Source organism: Bacillus sp. MMSF_3328 (genome assembly GCF_030733525.1).
In the GTDB taxonomy this organism is placed as follows: Bacteria; Bacillota; Bacilli; order Bacillales; family Cytobacillaceae; genus Bacillus_AB; species Bacillus_AB infantis.
Genome location: NZ_JASHIV010000001.1, coordinates 567,163 through 586,945, shown reverse-complemented (window position 1 = coordinate 586,945; position 19,783 = coordinate 567,163). Strand labels below are relative to the sequence as shown.

Below are 19,783 nucleotides of genomic sequence, written 5' to 3'. Positions count from 1 at the left end.
ACCTCCCTACTCATCCACATCTTTTGTTTTCGATGCTTTGCGCGACGGATATCTTGATTGATCTTCAGTCATATTCATCTCTGGCCTTTTTGACAAATACTGAAGCGGGAAGCGAACCATGCTGTAGCGGACATCTTTCCATCTCAGCGGGTAAATGGGCGCCAGATACGGCCTGCCGATAGCCGATAATTTCAAGAGATGAATCAGCAGGAAGCAGAAAGAAATCATAATCCCGATTCCGCCCCATAAGCCGGCCATGATGATAATGGGGAAGCGGATGATCCTGATGGCTGTTCCCATTGAATAACTTGGGACTGTAAAGGATCCAAGGGCACTTAGGGCAATGATGATAATCAATATATTGCTTGTAAAACCCGCTTCAACCGCAGCCTGCCCGATGACAATACCTCCTACGATACCCATAGTCTGGCCGACCTTCGTCGGCAGCCTAGCACCGGCTTCCCTTAAGAGCTCAATGATAAACTCAAGAAGCAGGGCCTCAAATACAGGAGGAAATGGTACGTTTGACCTTGACTGTCCCAAAGAAACAAGCAATGGCGAAGGAATGACCTCATAATGGTAAGTCAATACAGCCACATAAGCCGGTGTCAAAAGGACTGAAAGAAAGATGGACAAAAAGCGCAGCAGGCGCAGGAACGTCCCCATATTCCAGCGCATATAAAGATCCTCGGTCGTTTCAAAAAAGCTGAAAAAAGTGGTCGGCCCATATAAGGCGCTCGGGCTCCGGTCAAGAAGGACTCCCACCTGTCCCTTGATGAGCGAAATGCAGAATCTGTCAGGCAGTTCCGTTGTCAGAATCTGGGGGAAGACCGACCAGCTGTTATCCTCAATATACTGGGCAAGAACAGTAGTATCCGGAACATAGTCGGACTCCAAGTCACTGATACGCTGCCGGAAGGTCCGTACATTGTCTTCGTCTGCTATATCCTTGATATAGAAGAGCTTTGCTTTGAGCTTGCTCCTCCCGCCCACATTTAAATCCTCAATGCATAGATTTGCACCATTCAGATTCCGCCTGATGATATTGACATTCGATTCAAGTGATTCCGTAAAAGAGATCTTCGGGCCATAGACAAGAGATTCTGTCTCGGCCTTCTCAATTGATCTTTCTGCCGTCTTGCCGGTGCCAGCAAGGCTTCCAAATGGCTGGCCTTCTATATAGATATAGGTATTGCCGTTCAATAAAGCCGCTGAGATTTCTTTCAGTAGGTTTGCGGAGCTCAGCTCCCCTATCGGGAGAAGGTTGGATATATCCTCAGGGTCTAAAGGACCTTTTGCTTTTTGAAGCGGCAAAAGGATCCTTTCATCTAAAATTAATGGATCTGTCAGCGATTTTATAAATATCACTGCTATTTTCTGCTCTTCCTTCCGCAGCATGCGGACATGCAAATCAGGGCTTTCATTCAGTTCCCGGCTGAGTTCATTTTGCAGCTCATCGATTGTCAATGAATGAGAGCGGATCTGTTTCTGATCTTTTATAATGTTTTTTCCTCGTCTGCTTCTGAACATAATGAACACCTTTTTTATTTTTTTATAGCATTTCCCAATAAAGGTAAAATATCAGCATGACATTGAAAGCTGTTCCAGCCAAACAGGAAAAGGGCCTGAAATAGAAAAAAAGCCGGCCCTATAGAATAGAGGCTGGCTTTGTAAACTGCTATATTTCTATGATTGCGGCTGATCGCTATAGTGATTTTTCATCGTCGTGTAGAAGCTGGTGATGAATCTTGCATAATCAAAGGAAATGGCAACTTTGTGCACAGGGTATTCTGCTTTTTCTATATATTTGCGGAAATCTCCAATGCTCTGCCCCTGGCCTTCACCTTGATCAACCTGGATGATGACAGGCAAATCCTTATACTCTATCACAGCGCCGTCAGTCAGTGCCCAAAGCGTAAAAACATCATGAAGCGGGCTTCCGCTTAATTCAGGGTCTCTTTTTTTATAAAATTCATAATAATAGTCAACCATCGGCTTTACAAGCAATCCCGGCTTGCTGTTTATCTCCTGGTAGTATTCATCCAGCCGGTCTATAAGCATAGGAGTCACGATAGCTGACATGGTCACATCAAGCGGAAATATATGAATCTGCTTAGGGGCCTGCCTGATAACAATATTGGCTGCATAAGGATCACCGTAGAAATTGGCTTCTGCCACCGGGCTGACATTACCGGGAACATTAAAGGCCCCGCCCATAATATAGAAGTCCTTCACCCTGGACATGTAAGAGGGATATAAAATAAATGCGGTAGCAAGGGAAGAAAGCCTTCCCACATTCACTATGATAATGTCGTCCTCGTACTTGGCTATTATTTCTTTAATGCCATCAAAGTTCTCAAAAAATTCCCCTTTCACTTCATATTCAGGCAGCGTAATCGGGCCGAGGCCTTCCAGTCCATGGACATCAGGATAATAGACAGGGTTCTCTCCTGTCAGCGGCAGCTCTGCACCGCTGAACACAGGAATATCAGCAATGCCGGTGACCTCACGCAGATAAGCTGCATTTCTCAGCGCATCAAGTCTGGAGATATTGCCATAGTCTGCAACAATTCCAACGATATTGACTTCCTCAGAAAACAGTGCATAAATAGCTGCCACAAAATCATCTATTCCAAAGTCACTGAAAAACAGGACATTTTTATTTTTGGCCATTGCATCTCCCCCCTATCTAAGATATTGCAGCCACCTGTCTATAATGGCATTTTTTTGAAGGGTTTATTAAAAGAGTATGCTGAAGTGCTGTCCAAAATAGAAAAAAAGCTGGAGATATCCAGCTTTTCTTCAGTCATAATAATACATAAAGCCAATTGCACCCGGACCTGTATGCGTGCTGATAATTGGGGTCGTTTCCTCTATTTCGACATTTTCATAGCCTGTCAATTCAACGAGCCCCTCTTTGACCTTCATTGCAAGGTCAAGGCCTTCTGCATGGCAGATGCCTACCCCTTTTATTGTCCTGCCTTTAACATCTTCAGCAAATTGCTTTACAAGATATTTAGCTACCTGTGTATAGCTTCTTACCTTCGTTACAGGTGTATAAACTCCACCTTCCAGCGATGCGATCGGTTTGATATTCAGCAGGGAGCCAATGAGCGCTTTACCTTTGCCTATTCTCCCGCCCTTAACAAGATTTTCAAGAGTATCCACGACAACATATAAATGAGTTTTCTCTCTTATCTTTGCAATCTTGCCTATTATTTCTTCCAGACCAAGCCCTTCGCCGGCCATCTTTGCAGCCTCTGTTACCTGAAAAGAAAGTGCTTTTGAAATGAATCGGGAATCAATTACTGTTACCTTTGCGGAAGACATCTTTGCAGCACTTTCTGCTGATTGAACAGTGCCGCTCATCCCGCCTGTCATATGTATCGACAATACTTCATAGCCTTCTGCCCCAAAACGGTCATAAAGCTCAACGAACTTTCCCGGAGGCGGCTGCGAACTTTTTGGCAGTTCTGCACAAGTTTTCATTTTTTTCATAAATTCAGAAGGGGTTATATCAATCCTGTCCAGATAGGTTTCGCCATCTATAGTAATCGACAGGGGCACCACTTCAATGCCAAGCTCGGCTGCAAGTGCTGCCGGCAGGTCTGCTGTTGAATCTGTCACTATCTTTACCTTTGCCAAAATATCACTTCCCAACAATGCACTTATGAATGTTATTATACATGGATTTGGACAGCAAATAAAATAGAAAGCGGTTAAAATGCCAGCTGAAGTTTCTTTGATGCAGTGATTCGGGCAAAATAAAAACGCCGGAAAAACCGGCGCAAGGAATTAAGCATTATTTTTTAATTCAACTACATTAAACAGGTGTTCATAATCCTTCCATTTCAGGACTCTTTTCAAATACTCCCTGAATGAGTACACACTTCTCCTGCTGGTGTCTTTGTGAACGGCCGAGATGAATGTTTTTAAACGGAATTGGATCATAAAGAAATTTGGGCTATCTTCCTCCAATACTGGAATTTCAATGACCTTAACCTTCTGTCCAACAGCATTTTTGAACTCTAGGCTTTTGAATAGCAAAATATCAATCCTCTTTTTCACCCGTTTGTTATATTATACCTCATCATGGTCCCGAAGTGTGTCTAAATATGCGCTGTTCCTGATATTTTTCAAAAAGGGCAGCAGGTTCCTCATCATATATGGCTTGCTATCCAATATAAGTGGAGAAGGCATACAGCGGTATATAAAAAAGAAGAGAGCAGCAGCAGGTTTTTCAGTAATTTCGTTTCAGGCAAATATTTCATATAAGCAAAGCAGCCCAGCAGCGCGCTGAATGATATTTTGACCAGGAGGAAGAGAAGCGGCCCTTTTTCATACAATCCCCCCATCACCGGATTTGCTTCCTCTATCAGCCCTGCATTCAGCCCCAGGCAGGTGGCCAGTGCATCCAGCGCGTTCAATATCCCTAAATAGATGTATATACCCCTCATGGACTCACCGCTTCCTATCCTTCTTGATTTATTATCATAATCTCCCATTCTCCAAAAGAAGAAACTTCCAAACTTTTCCGATAACAAAATTGTACTTTATAAAGAACGTTTCTGCAAATTTAAAAACCCCGCAGTGCACGGGGTCTGCATTTAAATCAGCAGGTGGAAAAGATTGCTGTCTTTATTGATTTCTGTAAATGCGAAGGCTTTTTTGTTCATCCTTTTTATCAGGCCGGCATAGTCTTCTTTATCCTTTAGTTCAATGCCGACCAGTGCCGGCCCGTTTTCTTTATTGTTTTTCTTTGTGTACTCAAATCTTGTAATATCATCGGAAGGCCCGAGGACCTCATCGAGGAATTCCCGCAGTGCACCAGCCCGCTGGGGGAAATTTACGATAAAATAGCACAGAAGCCCTTCATATAGAAGGGATCTTTCCTTGATCTCCTGCATCCGCCCGATATCATTATTTCCGCCGCTTACAACACATACAACTGTCTTGCCGGCTATCTCCTCACGATACAGATCAAGGGCGGCAATCGGCATGGCGCCTGCAGGCTCTGCTACGATTGCATGCTCATTATACAGCTCCAAAATCGAGGTGCAGACCTTACCTTCAGGGACCAATACAATATCTTCCACCAGCTCGCTGCAAATATCAAAGGTTTTTTCCCCGACACTTTTAACTGCTGCACCGTCAATAAATTTATCGATATCAGCAAGCGGGGTCACAGAGCCGTAAAGGCAGGACTCCTTCATGGAAGCTGCTCCGGCAGGCTCAACCCCGATCATCTTTGTCAGGGGCGAGACGCTGTTGAAATATGTACTGAGGCCGGCCATCAATCCGCCGCCGCCTATGCTGGCAAAAACAAAATCGATCGGCTCTTCACAGTCATTCAGTATCTCAACAGCAGCAGTGCCTTGTCCGGCAATGATCTTCTCATCATCAAAGGGATGGACGAAAGCCATCTGCTCATCCTCTGCGCATTTTACGGCCTCTTTATAAGAGTCATCAAAAGTATCCCCTGTCAAAATGATATCCACATGGCCCCTTCCAAACAATTCAACCTGGCTCACCTTTTGCCGGGGAGTTGTAGCCGGCATAAAAATTTTCCCTTTGATCCCAAGCTGCCTGCAGGAAAAAGCGACACCCTGGGCGTGATTGCCCGCACTCGCACAAACAACCCCTTTAGCAAGCTTCTCTTCTCCCAGTGATTTCATGCTGTAGTAGGCACCCCGCAGTTTGAAGCTTCTTACATGCTGGAGATCTTCCCTTTTTAAATACACATTGCAATTATATTTTTCTGACAGCCGGTCATTTTTCTGCAGCGGCGTATGGGCAACGATATCCTTAAGCTGCTGGTATGCAATCAGTATATCCTCCAGCTGCACCCATTTTTTCTTCATTAATTTCTGTTCCATATCCTACCCTCATTTCTGCCGTTATAATTTGTACATTATACCACGGCAGAATCATTAATCAACAGAATAGTCAAAAAATTTACCTTTTTTATATTTCAAAAAAAAGAGTCGGCGTCCTTATTATGCATATACTATTGAAAAGATTGCCGAGCTGGTCATTATTTCTTGATTAAGGGAATATAGAATTAAAAAGCCAAAGGAGGGCGGACACAATGGAATTTTCGCTCTGCAGCTTTGACAGCAGGCTGCCTGTGGAAGTAACGGCCGATGAAGATAATGGCCGCTATATGATCAGGAAGGCCGATACAAGCGGTGAAGTTTTCAATAATAGAGCAGACTTGCTTCAATGGGTGAAAAACAATTTCCGCGAAGAGGATTTCTGTGATCCAAGCCAATTCCGCAGCATGCTGGAACAGCTGGAAGAAATCTAAAGAAAAGAACAGCCTTATGGCTGTTCTTTTCTTGTGTAAACCAAAAATTCGTAGTCGTAGGGATTCTTTTCATCGCTCTTCCCATTTTCCCGGCTCTCCAATTGCCATTCCTTCCAATCAACTTCCGGAAAGAAAGTATCAGCTTCAAACTTTTGATGGATCATTGTCAGATAAAGCCTGTCGGCAGATGGAAGGGCCATTTTGAAAATTTCTGCCCCTCCAATGATGAAAATTTCCTGATCGTTTTTTTGGCTGCATTCTGCAAGAAAATCATCAAAAGAATAGAAAACGGTGCAGCCCTCGCAGGTGAACCCACGATCCCGCGTCAGCACGATGTTTTCCCGGCCAGGCAAAGGGCGGCCTATCGAATCCCAGGTTTTCCTTCCCATGGCAATCGAGTGGCCCATCGTAACACGTTTGAAGTATTTCAGGTCCTCCGGCAGGCGCCAGGGCAGATCATTATTTTTCCCGATGGCCGAATTTTCGTCCATGGCCCATAGCAGTGAAATCAAACACTGACAACTCCTTTAATATGAGGATGTGATTCATAGCCTTCCAGGATAAAATCTTCATATTTAAAGCTGAAGATATCCTCAACCTTGCGGGCGAACTTCAGCTGGGGCAGCTTGAACGGCTCTCTTGAAAGCTGCAGATTCACCTGTTCCAGATGATTACGGTAAATATGGACATCCCCGAACGAATGGATGAATTCACCCGGCTCCAGATCACACACATGGGCGACCATATGTGTCAGGAGGGCATAAGATGCTATATTAAACGGCACCCCCAGGAACACATCAGCAGACCGCTGATAAAGCTGGCAGGACAGCTTGCCGTCCGCTACATAGAACTGGAAAAGGCAATGACAGGGAGGCAGCGCCATATTGCCAATTTCAGACACATTCCACGCATTGACAATCAGCCTTCTAGAATCAGGATTACTCTTGATTGAGCTGATCAGCTCACTGATCTGGTCAACCGTTTTACCATCCGCACCGGTCCATGATCTCCATTGATGGCCATATACAGGTCCGAGATTCCCTTCCTCATCGGCCCACTCATTCCAGATCCTGACCCCGTTTTCCTGAAGATATTTCACATTGGTGTCTCCATTCAGAAACCAAAGAAGCTCATGGATGATAGACCTGAGATGCAGCTTCTTTGTGGTGACCAATGGGAAGCCTTCCTTCAGATCGAATCGCATCTGATACCCGAAAGTGCTGATTGTGCCGGTTCCCGTCCTGTCTTCTTTGATTGTACCCTTTTCCAGGACATGCCTGCAAAGCTGTAAATACTGCTCCATTCCATTGACCTCCTCATATGAATCTATTAATTAAGTGTACTGAAAAATTGCCAGGTGAGCGGAGCTTTTTCTTTTAAGCGCAGGCGCTCTTCTCCTCCCATATAATACATGGCGAACGTTTCAGCAAAATATTCTTCAGGGAATGTAAGGAAGTAAGGCTGGCCTGGAAACAGCTTTGCCTTCTCCTCTTTCCATATACCCTGGAACTTTCTATTAAAGCGGATCTCGCTCAAGACAAAGCGGTCAACCGAATGTGCCAGCTCATGAAGCTCCAGGTTGACCGATCCATGCCCCATGCCTTTGCCGCTATAGCCAATCTTTACAAGCACAGTCCGTCCCCCGCCTATTCCGGGTACATCATCCCAGGTCGTTTCTTTATTCTGATAACCCCTGGGTGTCAAGCCTGCCAGATGGCTTGCTGTGGGATTATCTGTGAGCTGCCCTGTAAAAAGCTTAAGCGAGATGCCTTCCTGCCTGATTTTAGACAGCAATGATAAGGGGAGATGATCCAGTCTTTCTATCATCCTTGCAGCCTCCTTCTGATCGAACTCCTCTAAAGGAAGAATAATAATCCTGCCCAGATCTTGTCCCGAATGCAGTGACAGGGACTTGACAAGCTCTGAGTTGCCAGGGAAATCTTTCAGTTTTATACCTCCCATTGCCGCCTGGGAATTGCCCATAAGCGCCAGGGAAGCTACTACAATAAGCAGAAAAAAAAGCCTGATTCTCATGCTATCACCTTCTGTCCATTCTCAGACGCTTCCAGCCCCGTTTGCTGCCTGCTATCTATGTATATATGAAAATATTATAGCATATCATATCGGGTAAAAAGGCCGCGATTCATGGGCAATTTCAGGAAGTTTTAAAGTTGTGCGGCAGGAAGGGTATTTTCAGGGCTTTCAGCTTAGCTGAATGAATGCGCCATTAATTTTTTCTCAACTTCATCTGAGACTTTTTAAAAAAGGGGCCTGGAAGACCCCGTCTTACCTCTTACTTACCTCCTGGTCTGTCTTCATCCCTAAACCTGTCGAGCAGTTCCTGCAGGTGTAATACTCCCAGGTTTCCTGCCCCTTTTTTCCTCAAGGCAGCTCCTCCCTGCTCTATTTCCTTCTCACCGATGATGATCATATAAGGAACCTTCTGAAGCTCGGCTTCCCTGATTTTGAGGCCGAGCTTCTCTGCCCTGCTGTCAATGTCAATCCGGCAGCCAGCCTCCTCAAGTCGGGCTTTGACTTCAAGTGCATAGCCGATATGTGCTTCAGAAACCGGAAGCACCATGGCCTGGACCGGTGAAAGCCAGAAAGGAAAATCCCCTGCATAATGCTCGATTAAAATGGCCAGGAACCTTTCAATCGAACCGTAGATGGCACGGTGGATCATGATTGGCCTGTGAGCCAGATTGTCTTCGCCGATATACTGGCAGCCGAATTGCTCCGGCATTTGAAAATCAAGCTGGACAGTGCCGCATTGCCAGCTTCTTCCCAGTGAATCAGTAATATGGAAGTCAATTTTCGGCCCATAAAATGCTCCGTCCCCGGAATTGATTTCAAAAGGAATGCCCCTTTCCTGCAGGACCGATTCCAAAGAGGCTTCTGCCAGGTTCCAAGTTTCTTCCGAACCCATGAATTCTTCCGGCCTAGTAGACAGCTCGACCTTATATTCAAAGCCGAACAGCGAATAAAATTCGTGTACCAGCTCCAGCACCTTTGCGGCTTCTTCTTTTATTTGATCTTCCCTTACAAACAGGTGTGCATCATCCTGTGTAAAGGAACGCACCCGCAAAAGCCCGTTTAAGGATCCCGAGAGCTCATGGCGGTGAACAAGACCAAGTTCTGCATAGCGGAGCGGCAGTTCACGGTAGCTCCTTCTCTTGCTGCTGTAAATCAATACAGCACCTGGACAGCTCATTGGCTTAATCGCATAATCATATTCATCAACTTTTGAAAAATACATATTCTCATGATAGTGGTCCCAGTGCCCTGACTGCTCCCATAATGCCTGCTTCATCATGATTGGTGTCTTGACCTCATGATAGCCAGCTTTATGGTGCTTTTGTTTCCAAAGGTCTTCCAGTATATTTCTTACCTGCATTCCCTTTGGAAGATAAAACGGCATCCCTGGTGCTTCTTCCCTGAACATGAATAATTCTAGCTCAGCCCCCAGCTTTCTGTGATTTCTCTTTTCTGCTTCTGCTTTAATTGACATTTTAATTCCTCCCAAAAATTTTTTGAATAAAAAAAGCCGCAATTCTCCCTGTACCAAGGGACAATTGCGGCTGTGGTTCCACCCTAATTCCGCCTCCTGCATAACATTCGGCGCTCAAACAAGATAACGGTTTCCCGATCATGGTTAGCTGACACACAGCTTTTCCCCATGATTGCTCCAAGGCGGTAAATTCATCTCTTTCTCCTAAGGGCTTTCAGCCGGCGGCCCTTTTCTCTGTCAGAAGCAGCGGAAATGATTCATGTCCTTTTCTTCGCAATATTATATTTGTTTATAACACAAAAAGCCGCAATCCTCCCTGTACAAGGGACAATTGCGGCTGTGGTTCCACCCTAATTCCGCCTCATGCATCGCATGCGGCGCTCAAAAAGATAACGGTCTCCCGACCATGGTTAGCTGACATCCAGCCTTTCCCCATGATAGCTCCGAGGCGGTAAATTCATTTCTTTCTCCTAAGGGCTTTCAGCCGGCGGCCCTTTTCTCTGTCAGAAGCAGCGGAAATGATTCATGTCCTTTTCCCAGCTTAATGGATTCATAAAAATGATTAAATGAATTATATTCCAGTACCTTTTATATTGTCAATGCAATTCTTTCATTTCTAGAGAAAAGAGCTTTCTGCTCACTAATGCCGTTACGCCGCCTAAAGCGTCACGCCGGCTGATGATAAGCAGCGCCCTTTTCTTCATAAGAAAATCATAAAGCATGAAACCAGTTTCATAACAAGCGTTATTTCTCAATTTTTCCAAAAGTAAAAGCCCGGCAGTATGCCGGGCTTTCGGGTATATAGAATTAAACGGCAAGGCCGAAATTTTTGCACAGTGCAGCCAGCCCGCCCGAAAATCCGCTTCCGACAGCATTGAATTTCCATTCGCCTCCATGCCTGTACAGCTCACAGATGACAACGGCCGTTTCAACGGAGAAATCCTCTCCCAGATCAAAACGGAGCACTTCCTGGTTTGTGTCTTCATTCACTACACGGGCAAAAGAATTGGATACCTGGCCAAAATTCTGGCTGCGGCTCTCCGCATCATGGATTGTGACAGTGATGGCAATGCGGTGGACATGGGCCGGGACCTTGCTGAAGTCGATTTTGATCTGCTCATCATCGCCCTCGCCTTCCCCTGTCCGGTTGTCCCCTGTATGCTCCACAGAGCCGCTTGGATGGACAAGATTGTTATAAAAAATAAAATCATGGTCCTGGACGACTTTCCCGTTTTCATCTGCCAGGAATGCAGACGCATCAAGGTCAAAGTCGCCGCCCCCGGAATAGCGGTTTGTGTCCCAGCCAAGCCCGATGATTACTTTTGTCAAACCCGGATTGCTTTTAGTCAAATCAATGCGCTGTCCCTTAGAAAGGTTGATGCTCATATTTTCTTCACCTCTGTTAAAAGTTTTCTATTATAACAAACCATCCAGCTTATTAAGTATAAGAACGAACCACATCAGACAGCCCTGGTGCATTGGTGCCTGTTCCGACTGCGGCAAATTTCCAATCAGTTCCATGCCTGTATAATTCTCCGACTACCAGGCTTGTCTTGCCGCTGTAATCGTCAGTAAGGTTATAATGGATGAGCTCTTCCCTGCCCATTGGATTCACAATGCGGATATACGCATTGCGGATCATGCCGAAATGCTGCTTGCGTTTAACCGCATCATAGATATTCACTACAAAAACAAGCTTCTGCACGTGGGAAGGGACACGGCTAAGATCCACATTGATCTGCTCATCATCTCCATCTCCTTCTCCAGTCAGATTATCGCCGGTATGCTGTACGCTGCCATCTGAACTCTTCAGGTTACCGAAATAGATGACATCGCTGTTATTCCTTAATTTATCATTCTCCCCAAGCATGATGACTGAAGCATCACAGTCGACATTGGCGCCTCCGCCGCCGCCGAAAAGAGAGCCGAGAAGTCCGCCTCCCCCTTTGCTTTCAACAGGATCCCACCCGAGGCCGACCATAATTTTCGATAATCCCGGATTTCCTTTTGTCAGATCTACTCTTTGTCCTTTTTGCAAATTAATCGCCATTCATTTCACCTCATAAATTTACTTTTCTGTATTATTTATATTTAACAGCCCTGTGTCAGGCTGAAAAAAGCGCCATCAGCCTTGATTTTTCATATTTTTGAAGTTTTCCTGGAGCTGTTCGAGCCTCTTGGTCCCTTCTTCCCTCAGTCGCCTGTTTTCATCTTCAATCGATTTCGTTTCCTGCATCCCCTTCATGATGATGTTCCACGATTCTTCAATCGTTTCAATCTTGATGCTCGGACCTCCGGCAAGCCTGGCTATTTCTGCACTTTGATTTGAAATATTCTGGGCATTGCGGACGAGCATCTCATTGGTTCTGCGGTCAAGTTCGCTCATGGAATCGGCAACCAGCTTCTGGCGCTTTGCCGCAACCGCCTGGATCAGACCATTTTTAAATATCGGTATGGTTGTAACGAACGCTGAATTGATTTTCCCGATCAGCTTGGTGTTCCCTCTTTGGAGAAGGCGGATCTGGGGAGCTGTCTGCAGGGCCACCATCTTTGCCATTTCCAGGTCATAGACACGCTGCTCTAGCAGATCGATGCTATTGCGGAGCGTATCTGCCTGCATGGAGGCAATCTGGTCCCCGGATGCTGCTTTTGACTCCAGCTGCGGAAGCTGTGTGCTTTTAAGCTCCTCTGCCTTCATCTCGCCTGCAACTGCATATTTTTCAAGTGTGAGATAGTATTGATAGTTTTGATCATACATCTGCTCAAGCATATTGGTGGAGTCCACCATTTCACTCTGATACTTGGAGATCTCGACATACACCTTGTCAATCTCTTTGCCCATTGTCTGATATTTCCCAAAGAGCTTTTCAATCATTTTTTCCCCGCGCTTGAACAGCTTTCCGAACAATCCGCCTGAAGTCTGTTCAAAATCCTTCTTGTCGAACCTGTCCATTATCTTCCCCAGCTGCTTCAGGAGGACACCGGAGTCTTCCACCTTGGTAGCCCTCATATTGCCGAGAATCTGGTCAGAGAAACGGGAGATCTGCTGCGCTGGTTCTTTCCCGAATTCCAGTATTTGAATCTGATCGCGTTCATCGATCGATCTGGCGAGGTTCTGCACTTCCGCTTCCTGCCTCAGCGCCAGTTTTATTTCCGGCACCTTCGTTTCTGTAAGCATATCAGCGGGATCCTGGGTAACCAGTCCTGCACTAGCTTGTTGCGGATCATTCATGGTTCAGTCTCCTTTCAAATTTTTCAGCAGCCCTTGCAGAAACACTTTCTTGATCAGTGAAGGCTCTTTATAGTCCTGGTCAAAGACCACTTCTTCCAGCCAGTGCGAATCAAAGACATCTTCATTGACATAGTTTTCAAGGTCATTGTGTCCCGGAGGATTATACACGATGATATCAACTCCAAATTGGTTCAGGAGGAGCAGGAGGGCTACATCGCTCCTTGTCATCGTACCATTCATTTCATTGTTATAGAGGATCAGCTTGGGCACATCCTGAGAGTAGTCAAACTTCTGCAGAAGCTTCAGGATGCTGGCCGGCATCTGCATTGCCTGTGTAAATAAATAGATGCTGATTTCTTCCTGACTCTCATTATGGCTCGGCTTTAACTCCGGCTTTGCGCAAAGATTTCTGATTGCATGGGAAATCCCTTTCTGGAGGCCCCCAGGAAGATGGCCGTATTTCCAGTAGTGCGAGCCCATGACAATGTCAGGATCCAGCTTCCCGTCTTTTCCAAGCGCATTTCTGTAATGAAAGCGGAAGTCGCTTGTCAGGGGGTTTGAAAAAGGGAACTGCCTGATCAGAAAGCTGCAGTCATTCTCGGCAAGAGCATGCAAGCGGTCCCAATATTCCTTCCGGCTTTTGCTCACTCCGTTGATTTTCGAAAAGATGGAAGGGATCTTCACTTCTCCGCCGCTGACTTCAAAATTCGGCCTGATCATCGCCTTTTCTTTGGCAAGGATGAACAGTTCATCATAAGTTGTTTTGAGCGTTACAGCAGAAGGTTTGTAATCCCTCAGCTGCCATGGCTTATAAAGGCCAGAGCCTTCGTGGTTAAGAATGGTTTCGATTTCTCTTGAGGCTTTATAAGCCACCGTTGACTTCCTTCTCCTTTTCTCCACGGGAAAAGGTTCAGCTGCCTTCTGTTCAGGATACTGCTGAACAAATGTTTCTTCTTTCCCCGGATCTGCGAGCGCAAGGACATCCTGGCCGTCCGGGCTGAAAGCCGCGAGATCGCAGCCGAGAAAAAAGATGAATGACAGGAAATATTGCTGGCTCTTACTTGCTTCTCCATACCAAAGAAATTTCGGCATGCTTTCTTCCGGATTGCTGCTGCTTAGAGGCTGGGAGAGATGGTTAAAAGACCATTTCACAATATCTACAAGCACCCTTCGGAAATCAGGGCTTTCAAGGCCTTCTTTTTCCCCCCCGGCAAACGTCTCAATGACTTTAGTGAATGCCTCCCTTACCTTTCTGTGGACAAGGGGATTATCAGGCTTCAGGAGCAGCTGCTCACCATCAAGGAAGGCGATGAAGCGGTTGATTGAAAGCTTCTGCTCCCTGTTGATGTTCAATACCTTTTGAATGGCCTGAAAATGCTGGTTGTCGATCGTTTTATCAAGAGTATCGCTGCTTAAAAGGATAAGTCCATTATCTGGTGAGTGTATATAATCATAAAGCTGATTATAGTATTCATCTTCATCCGCAGGAATGCCCAGAAACCTTGCAGCAACCTGGCTGATCTGGATAATGCCGTCGCCTGCCTGGTACTGCGGGCGGTCTGAGCTGCGCTTTTTAATGGCAGACAGCCAATTGTCCGCAGACACAGGCAGCAGATTGACCTTTAATCTATTATAAGTTGGATACATGATTATCCCTTCCCTCTAGGAGCGAAAGATTTAGCCCTAATGGCTTATGTAAATTTCTTTCATCATATCATATCAGGTGCATGTTTTAACAACGATAGCCTTCAGCACTGGCTTTTAGCTCTATTAGAATATACGGATCAGGCTGAAAAAAGTTTCAATATTAATATGATTAAAACAAGTTATATTCACTCTTCCCCTGCACAATCACCAACGGGCTTATCCCTGCATATAGTTGAGTACAAATAATTAAAGAAGGTGATCCCTTGCGCTTCCTGATTAAAAGGCCCTCCTATGAAAGCTGCAGGAATGAACTGGAAGCTGTCCGCCAGATCATGACTTCCGGCGCTTACCAATTCATTGACCTCCTGCTCTGGTCAGCCGTGCTCGCCATCATGACATACCCGCTTCATCACTCACCGTCTTATGCGCTTGCGGTTTTTCTTGCTTTTTATGCATTTGGGAGCCTGCTCCTGTTATTGCTTCATTTCTTTATAAAAGGGCAGTCCGGCCGGAGGCAGGATTACCGCTGAAGGCAGCTTCCCGGCCAAGAAGCAGCCTGAATGCCTTCAGGAGGATTTCTTCTCCGGCAAGTATTCCCCTGTTCTCCGAAAAATTGCAGGTGAATCCATGAGGCATCTCCATAGAAAGCTCTCCATGATCCGGGACAAAAGCATGATGGCATACCTTCAGGAAATCATAATCGAGAAGGGAATCTCCCGCACCGGCAAGAATATCTGCTCCCTCTCTTTTGCTGATGAATTTAACCGCCTCTCCCTTGCAGACAGGAATAGGAATAAAGTAAAGCTTCCTGCCTTGCAGGGATATACGCCACCCGAGACGGCGGACATCCTCTTCGAGTTTTTTCTTTTCCTGAAGGCTGATGCGCTCCTGGAGGATATAGTAAAAGAAAGAATCCCCTGCTTTTTTCAAAGTTCCGGGAAATCTGCATCCTTCAGCAAACTCAGCCATTTCCTCCTGAAGCGCGCACTCTTCCTTAAGGCGCTTATATACCAGCTCAGTCCACTCAGCCAGAAGTTTCCCCTTATAATGGATTTGGGCTCCATTTGAAGTGACCTCATAAGAGACAGGGATATCTTTTCCAAATATCCCTACTCTTTTATACTGTTCATATGTCCTGGTTGTAACAGGCACAACAAGTGCTTCTTCTGCAAGTTCCCTTAACAGGTTAAGCGACCTTGAAGTCATGAATGCCGCAGGCTGCCCTTCCTTCATCTCGGCAGCTGACAGTTGGAGATCCTCCTCTAAGCCAAGCTCTTCAAGCGCTCTGTTTGAATAAATCATTGTTCTGTCAAGATCTGTTGCAAACATATTCATGACTTGCCGCCAACCTTTTTGATCAGTCCGCAGCATGTATAGCTCATGTCAGGGTACCGGACGATCTCCACCCCGCGTTCTTCTGCCAAGAGTTTAATATGCCTGACATAAGGGCTTTCCGGGTCCCTCATCAGAATTTTCCAGGGGACTCTCCTTAACAGTACACGTGTTGTTTCACCAACGCCGGGCTTAACAAAATTCGTGCTTTCAATAGCATATTCTTCTTTGATTGCCATTACTTCCTCCATCCCCCTGAAATCAGGTTCGGATTCAGCTTCAGCAGAATAGCCATCACAGATTTTTTTCGCCTCTTCCATAACGGAATCAAATTGTTCCTCTATTATGCTGATATATTCATTGGAAACATCCGCCTCTGCAAGGCTGCGGTAATATTTGGCACCGTGGAAATCTTCAGGCCCGATTAAGTCATTGAGCACTGTCCTGCTGACAAGTCCGGAAACAGTTGAATTCAGGCAGGCGCTTGGAATCAGGAAGTCCTCCCTTGTCCCATACAGGCTGGTGCAATAGCCTGGATCTGCGAGGACGGCAAGGGTGTCATCAAGATTCCAGCCATATTTTTCATTCATGCTGCTGCATGCTTTCGTCAATTCAATTGAGATAGCTCCTTTGCCTGTCCACCCATCGACAAACTGGATCTTGCAGCCAGGATGCTTTTCTATTATGTATTTCAGGGCATTCTCATCAATGCCCCTGTCACGGATGATGGAAATGCTGTAATGGGGAAGGGTTGTCCCGTATATCTGCTTTATATACCGCTTCATCAGGATCCCGACCGGGGTGCCGGCCCTTGCAAGTGAAACAAGGACAATCTTGTCCCCTCTTCTGCTGAGCAGCTTTTCCGATGTCACCGCAGTGCAAAGCGCCACCTTCTCCTTATAGTCTTCAAGTGTTTTCCAGAACAGCTCTAAATAGTGGGCTGGAGGGATGTATTCAATCGGAAGCGTTTCACTGTAATGCTGGCCTGACTGAATCTTTTTTTCCCTGTTTTCAGTTGCCCCTTCCAGTTCATATGCACTGAGGTCCTTCAGCAGAAAGATGACATCTTCCGTGCTGTAGGAGCCAAAAGTTTCTGCTGCTGTTTCAGCCATTGTTGTTCCCTCCATTAAAATAAACGATTTTTATATCCTTGATCCCTGTTTTCTTCAATTCTTCCAGCAATGGGACAAGCGCTTCCCGATTCGGTTCCCGTTCAAAGAGGATAAAGAGGTCATCATAAACTCCGGGAGTGATATTATAGACAAATTGCCTGATATCAGCATCCTCAGGATTGGGAAATGACAATCCTTCCCTTGCCCCGTACCCTTCCCGGTCCAGAACATGGACAGGGCTTCGTGTGGTGGACTGAAAAAAGACCCCTTCCCCCATTTGCGATGCCACTTTCATAGGGATATACATGAACTCTCCTGTTCCCAGGACAAGTGTATGATCTCCTTTTCTGCTCTTAGCCAGGAGTGCGGCTGCAGCCTCCAGGTCCCTTTCAGGCTCTTCTGCTCCCTTTTGGAGCCCGAATCTGCCTGTTCCTTTGAGATAGGGGATATTGCAGATCCCGCCTCCAAGCGTGATTGAAGGACTCCCGGCTTTTTCAAAAGAAAGCCCCGATTCACTAAGATTGATGAAGCTTATGCTGGAGCCGCCTGCATCCCGTTTTCTGTCTTCTATATTCGTTTGGATGACAGGTTCTCCTGCAGCCTGCATTTCCCCTTTTAAGAGGCTTACACTGTTGATCGTGATTCCGAGTTCTTTTTCAAGCATCTGGAATGCTGCCTGATTTTCCTGTGAACGCCAATCCAATATGGAAGCGACAGTATATTCACTGCGGGGGAATTCTGCCTGGATGGATCTGATGATATTGACTGCCGTTTTGCCTGTGGTCATTTCATCATCAACCAGGATGACTTCACGCTGATTGTCAAGAAGCTCCCTGTCCGCGTAGCAGCGATGGGAGGTTGCATGAGAATGCTCTTCCTCGAAGTCTATTATGGAAACCGCTTCAGGAAGTGTTTCTCTTGTAGTATGAAAATACCCTGCTGCCTTGAAAGCATTATAAAAGCTGTGGCCAAGCGCGGTTGCAGTCTCTGCAAAGCCGATGATCACCGGATTGTACTTTTTATCAACAAAGGGAATGGACGGCCTGCTTACTCCCGGATCCAGCAAAAAGGCCTGCAGAAGCTCTTCGGTTTCCGGCAGCGGCAAGCCTTCCTTTAATTCTGCATAACGTGCGGCCAGCAGCTCTCCCGTGATCAGCCCTTTTTCCGGATGGATGGGGAGATGCTTCCCCAGCAATTTGCTCACAAAAAGGAATGACCTTTTCTTGTTGATGCGGGCTGCCATTGTAAAAAAATGATCAACAGGTATGTTATATGGATTTTCAGTTATGTCAAGTTCAACGTTCAGCCCCTCAATAACTGGAAGCAAATACTTCTTTTTCGAGCAGGTCAATGTATGAGTATTCTTCATGAAGCACCCCGTATATTTCAGATTTTAAAAGAATTTTCTGCGCCCAATATAAATGCGGCTTGATTTCATTCATTTTGTTAGAGTAGGCGCTTTTCATGACGCCAATGCTGCCTTCTGCACTGGCAGCAATATTCCTGGCATCCTCGTACTCTTCAAGGGTAACGGCATTCAAAGCCTGCACCGGCCTTATATGGGTAGGGTGGATGATCGTCTTTCCTGTCAGGCCATTGGCAATATCCATCATAATTTCACGGATCAGGCCATCCATATGCTTATCGATCAGTCCGGTCCTCATCCTGATGCCTGCTTCCCCGTACTTCTCCAGGAAGGGCGTCTGCCTCAGCTGGGGCTTTAGCATTCTATCTTTTGAGGAGAAATATTCCCAGACCGGCCCTGATACTGTGAACTGGCTGCCGGCACGCACAAAAACATTTATAATATCAGCAATGCAGTCCCGTATGACCGCAATATCATATACCGTGTTATCCGAATTTCTCCTGATGCCGTATAGACCGGAAAAATCGGTCGCCCCTATCCTGACATTAAGAATAATATCCCTATATTGTTCAAGAAGCGCTTTTATGTCCAGAAGCTCTCCGACTCTTGTTTCTTTCTGGATGATTTTCTTTGTTTCCAGAATCGGCATTGCATATAGAACGTGGCCTTCTCTATTCCTGCGGCTGATTTCTGCCAGTGATTCTGCTCCTTCGACAGGGTCAAATTTAGGAATGACGACTCCTGTCAGCATGCTTATTTCCTGTCCCATCCTGGAAAACAGCCGCTCCAGCTGTCCATGGCTGCGGATCCTTATAAAAATAAGCGGCAGATCATCCTCCTGGAAATATCCCTTCCCCAGCTCTTGATGAAGGAGCTTAAGTTCAGCCAGCAGGCTTTCTTCAGCCTGCTCCACTTCTGAATCGCCAATGGCATCCTCCAGGCAGATCACCATGGAAGTAAGGCCAGAATGCTTCTTTGAGAGCAGATCCTGATGAATATTAGGCCTTGTTGCAGGCATATAGAGCGTTGCGCCTAAGCAATAGGACAACAGCTCTTTCGGGGAACGTTTAGAGAAGGACCCCGGCTTTTTATAAAAGAGCCTGTCAATTTCCCTGTCTTCCAAATCAGCAAATAATTTCATTTTAATTCTCCTATTCATGCATAGTAAAAGAGGGGAATGCTTGTCTTAAAGGATTATTCAAGCATCCCCCTAAGCATATTTGTCCAATCTAAGAAGCTTTCAAACTGCCAAAAAAGGATAAAAAGAAAAGGAGCGGAC

Annotated in this window: 20 protein-coding genes; 2 read left to right on the top strand and 18 right to left on the bottom strand. The window is 45.9% G+C overall.

Going from position 1 to position 19,783, the window contains the following annotated elements; genetic code table 11:
• Window positions 1–6: 6 nt before the first annotated feature.
• The 6 genes from RBB45_RS02970 to ilvA form a co-directional block, all read right to left on the bottom strand.
• Complete coding sequence (locus RBB45_RS02970; RefSeq protein WP_009795652.1) at window positions 7–1,530, bottom strand: spore germination protein; 1,524 nt, start codon at window positions 1,528–1,530, stop codon at window positions 7–9.
• A 156-nt stretch (window positions 1,531–1,686) separates the two neighbouring features.
• A complete protein-coding gene (locus RBB45_RS02965) occupies window positions 1,687–2,673 on the bottom strand; it encodes a nucleoside hydrolase (protein WP_009795651.1) in 987 nt (328 codons plus the stop codon).
• 129 nt (window positions 2,674–2,802) lie between these two features.
• Window positions 2,803–3,645, bottom strand: coding sequence for a DegV family protein (locus RBB45_RS02960; RefSeq protein WP_306009085.1), 843 nt, complete (start codon window positions 3,643–3,645; stop codon window positions 2,803–2,805).
• A gap of 150 nt (window positions 3,646–3,795) precedes the next feature.
• Window positions 3,796–4,047, bottom strand: a complete 252-nt coding sequence (locus RBB45_RS02955; protein ID WP_022544097.1) for a YpmP family protein — start codon at window positions 4,045–4,047, stop codon at window positions 3,796–3,798.
• A gap of 113 nt (window positions 4,048–4,160) precedes the next feature.
• Window positions 4,161–4,457, bottom strand: coding sequence for a DUF5658 family protein (locus RBB45_RS02950; RefSeq protein WP_035403341.1), 297 nt, complete (start codon window positions 4,455–4,457; stop codon window positions 4,161–4,163).
• 150 nt (window positions 4,458–4,607) lie between these two features.
• Window positions 4,608–5,876, bottom strand: coding sequence for a threonine ammonia-lyase IlvA (gene ilvA, locus RBB45_RS02945; RefSeq protein ID WP_009795646.1), 1,269 nt, complete (start codon window positions 5,874–5,876; stop codon window positions 4,608–4,610).
• 212 nt (window positions 5,877–6,088) lie between these two features.
• On the opposite strand from ilvA, the gene RBB45_RS02940 reads away from it, so the two are divergent.
• A complete protein-coding gene (locus tag RBB45_RS02940) occupies window positions 6,089–6,307 on the top strand; it encodes a hypothetical protein (RefSeq protein ID WP_009795645.1) in 219 nt (72 codons plus the stop codon).
• Window positions 6,308–6,321: 14 nt separating this feature from the next.
• On the opposite strand, the gene RBB45_RS02935 is transcribed toward RBB45_RS02940, so the two are convergent.
• The 8 genes from RBB45_RS02935 to RBB45_RS02900 all read right to left on the bottom strand — a co-directional run bounded on the left by RBB45_RS02935 (window position 6,322) and on the right by RBB45_RS02900 (window position 14,694).
• Window positions 6,322–6,798, bottom strand: coding sequence for a dihydrofolate reductase (locus RBB45_RS02935; protein WP_069358527.1), 477 nt, complete (start codon window positions 6,796–6,798; stop codon window positions 6,322–6,324).
• A gap of 17 nt (window positions 6,799–6,815) precedes the next feature.
• Window positions 6,816–7,610: a thymidylate synthase gene (locus RBB45_RS02930; protein WP_101549778.1), complete on the bottom strand. Its 795-nt coding sequence runs from the start codon at window positions 7,608–7,610 to the stop codon at window positions 6,816–6,818.
• Between the two features lie 26 nt (window positions 7,611–7,636).
• Window positions 7,637–8,341: an anthrax toxin lethal factor-related metalloendopeptidase gene (locus RBB45_RS02925; protein WP_101549780.1), complete on the bottom strand. Its 705-nt coding sequence runs from the start codon at window positions 8,339–8,341 to the stop codon at window positions 7,637–7,639.
• A 259-nt stretch (window positions 8,342–8,600) separates the two neighbouring features.
• A complete protein-coding gene (gene thrS / locus RBB45_RS02920) occupies window positions 8,601–9,815 on the bottom strand; it encodes a threonine--tRNA ligase (RefSeq protein ID WP_094767211.1) in 1,215 nt (404 codons plus the stop codon).
• An 807-nt stretch (window positions 9,816–10,622) separates the two neighbouring features.
• Window positions 10,623–11,201: a TerD family protein gene (locus RBB45_RS02915; protein WP_009795639.1), complete on the bottom strand. Its 579-nt coding sequence runs from the start codon at window positions 11,199–11,201 to the stop codon at window positions 10,623–10,625.
• Window positions 11,202–11,253: 52 nt separating this feature from the next.
• Window positions 11,254–11,865: a TerD family protein gene (locus RBB45_RS02910; RefSeq protein WP_009795638.1), complete on the bottom strand. Its 612-nt coding sequence runs from the start codon at window positions 11,863–11,865 to the stop codon at window positions 11,254–11,256.
• A gap of 75 nt (window positions 11,866–11,940) precedes the next feature.
• Window positions 11,941–12,993, bottom strand: a complete 1,053-nt coding sequence (locus RBB45_RS02905; protein WP_371931546.1) for a toxic anion resistance protein — start codon at window positions 12,991–12,993, stop codon at window positions 11,941–11,943.
• 57 nt (window positions 12,994–13,050) lie between these two features.
• The gene (locus tag RBB45_RS02900; protein WP_306009084.1) at window positions 13,051–14,694 is read right to left on the bottom strand and encodes a YceG family protein; all 1,644 of its coding nucleotides are present in this window, start codon (window positions 14,692–14,694) and stop codon (window positions 13,051–13,053) included.
• A gap of 263 nt (window positions 14,695–14,957) precedes the next feature.
• On the opposite strand from RBB45_RS02900, the gene RBB45_RS02895 reads away from it, so the two are divergent.
• Window positions 14,958–15,224, top strand: coding sequence for a hypothetical protein (locus RBB45_RS02895; protein ID WP_094767208.1), 267 nt, complete (start codon window positions 14,958–14,960; stop codon window positions 15,222–15,224).
• Here RBB45_RS02895 and RBB45_RS02890 read toward each other — a convergent pair.
• The 4 genes from RBB45_RS02890 to RBB45_RS02875 are packed head-to-tail and all read right to left on the bottom strand — an operon-like array spanning window position 15,184 to window position 19,645.
• Window positions 15,184–16,029 (bottom strand): HAD family hydrolase, encoded by an 846-nt coding sequence (locus tag RBB45_RS02890; protein ID WP_148949169.1) that lies wholly within the window; start codon window positions 16,027–16,029, stop codon window positions 15,184–15,186. The two genes, RBB45_RS02895 and RBB45_RS02890, sit on opposite strands and share 41 nt — an antisense overlap.
• Complete coding sequence (locus RBB45_RS02885) at window positions 16,026–17,138, bottom strand: cysteine protease StiP family protein (protein ID WP_306009083.1); 1,113 nt, start codon at window positions 17,136–17,138, stop codon at window positions 16,026–16,028. Before RBB45_RS02885 ends, RBB45_RS02890 begins: the two co-directional genes overlap by 4 nt.
• A complete protein-coding gene (locus RBB45_RS02880; protein ID WP_306009082.1) occupies window positions 17,131–18,507 on the bottom strand; it encodes a phosphoribosyltransferase family protein in 1,377 nt (458 codons plus the stop codon). Before RBB45_RS02880 ends, RBB45_RS02885 begins: the two co-directional genes overlap by 8 nt.
• On the bottom strand, window positions 18,449–19,645 hold the full coding sequence (locus tag RBB45_RS02875; protein ID WP_009795631.1) for an HpcH/HpaI aldolase/citrate lyase family protein: 1,197 nt from the start codon (window positions 19,643–19,645) through the stop codon (window positions 18,449–18,451). Before RBB45_RS02875 ends, RBB45_RS02880 begins: the two co-directional genes overlap by 59 nt.
• Between the last annotated feature and the right edge of the window lie 138 nt (window positions 19,646–19,783).

What these genes read in the sequence shown, in the direction of transcription:
- RBB45_RS02970 (WP_009795652.1), bottom strand. Translation starts at nt 1,530, where the DNA reads ATGTTCAGAAGCAGACGAGGAAAAAACATTATAAAAGATCAGAAACAG.
- RBB45_RS02965 (WP_009795651.1), bottom strand. Translation starts at nt 2,673, where the DNA reads ATGGCCAAAAATAAAAATGTCCTGTTTTTCAGTGACTTTGGAATAGAT.
- RBB45_RS02950 (WP_035403341.1), bottom strand. Translation starts at nt 4,457, where the DNA reads ATGAGGGGTATATACATCTATTTAGGGATATTGAACGCGCTGGATGCA.
- ilvA (WP_009795646.1), bottom strand. Translation starts at nt 5,876, where the DNA reads ATGGAACAGAAATTAATGAAGAAAAAATGGGTGCAGCTGGAGGATATA.
- RBB45_RS02940 (WP_009795645.1), top strand. Translation starts at nt 6,089, where the DNA reads ATGGAATTTTCGCTCTGCAGCTTTGACAGCAGGCTGCCTGTGGAAGTA.
- RBB45_RS02935 (WP_069358527.1), bottom strand. Translation starts at nt 6,798, where the DNA reads ATGGACGAAAATTCGGCCATCGGGAAAAATAATGATCTGCCCTGGCGC.
- RBB45_RS02930 (WP_101549778.1), bottom strand. Translation starts at nt 7,610, where the DNA reads ATGGAGCAGTATTTACAGCTTTGCAGGCATGTCCTGGAAAAGGGTACA.
- RBB45_RS02925 (WP_101549780.1), bottom strand. Translation starts at nt 8,341, where the DNA reads ATGAGAATCAGGCTTTTTTTTCTGCTTATTGTAGTAGCTTCCCTGGCG.
- thrS (WP_094767211.1), bottom strand. Translation starts at nt 9,815, where the DNA reads ATGTCAATTAAAGCAGAAGCAGAAAAGAGAAATCACAGAAAGCTGGGG.
- RBB45_RS02915 (WP_009795639.1), bottom strand. Translation starts at nt 11,201, where the DNA reads ATGAGCATCAACCTTTCTAAGGGACAGCGCATTGATTTGACTAAAAGC.
- RBB45_RS02910 (WP_009795638.1), bottom strand. Translation starts at nt 11,865, where the DNA reads ATGGCGATTAATTTGCAAAAAGGACAAAGAGTAGATCTGACAAAAGGA.
- RBB45_RS02905 (WP_371931546.1), bottom strand. Translation starts at nt 12,993, where the DNA reads ATGCTTACAGAAACGAAGGTGCCGGAAATAAAACTGGCGCTGAGGCAG.
- RBB45_RS02900 (WP_306009084.1), bottom strand. Translation starts at nt 14,694, where the DNA reads ATGTATCCAACTTATAATAGATTAAAGGTCAATCTGCTGCCTGTGTCT.
- RBB45_RS02890 (WP_148949169.1), bottom strand. Translation starts at nt 16,029, where the DNA reads ATGAATATGTTTGCAACAGATCTTGACAGAACAATGATTTATTCAAAC.
- RBB45_RS02885 (WP_306009083.1), bottom strand. Translation starts at nt 17,138, where the DNA reads ATGGCTGAAACAGCAGCAGAAACTTTTGGCTCCTACAGCACGGAAGAT.
- RBB45_RS02880 (WP_306009082.1), bottom strand. Translation starts at nt 18,507, where the DNA reads ATGAAGAATACTCATACATTGACCTGCTCGAAAAAGAAGTATTTGCTT.
- RBB45_RS02875 (WP_009795631.1), bottom strand. Translation starts at nt 19,645, where the DNA reads ATGAAATTATTTGCTGATTTGGAAGACAGGGAAATTGACAGGCTCTTT.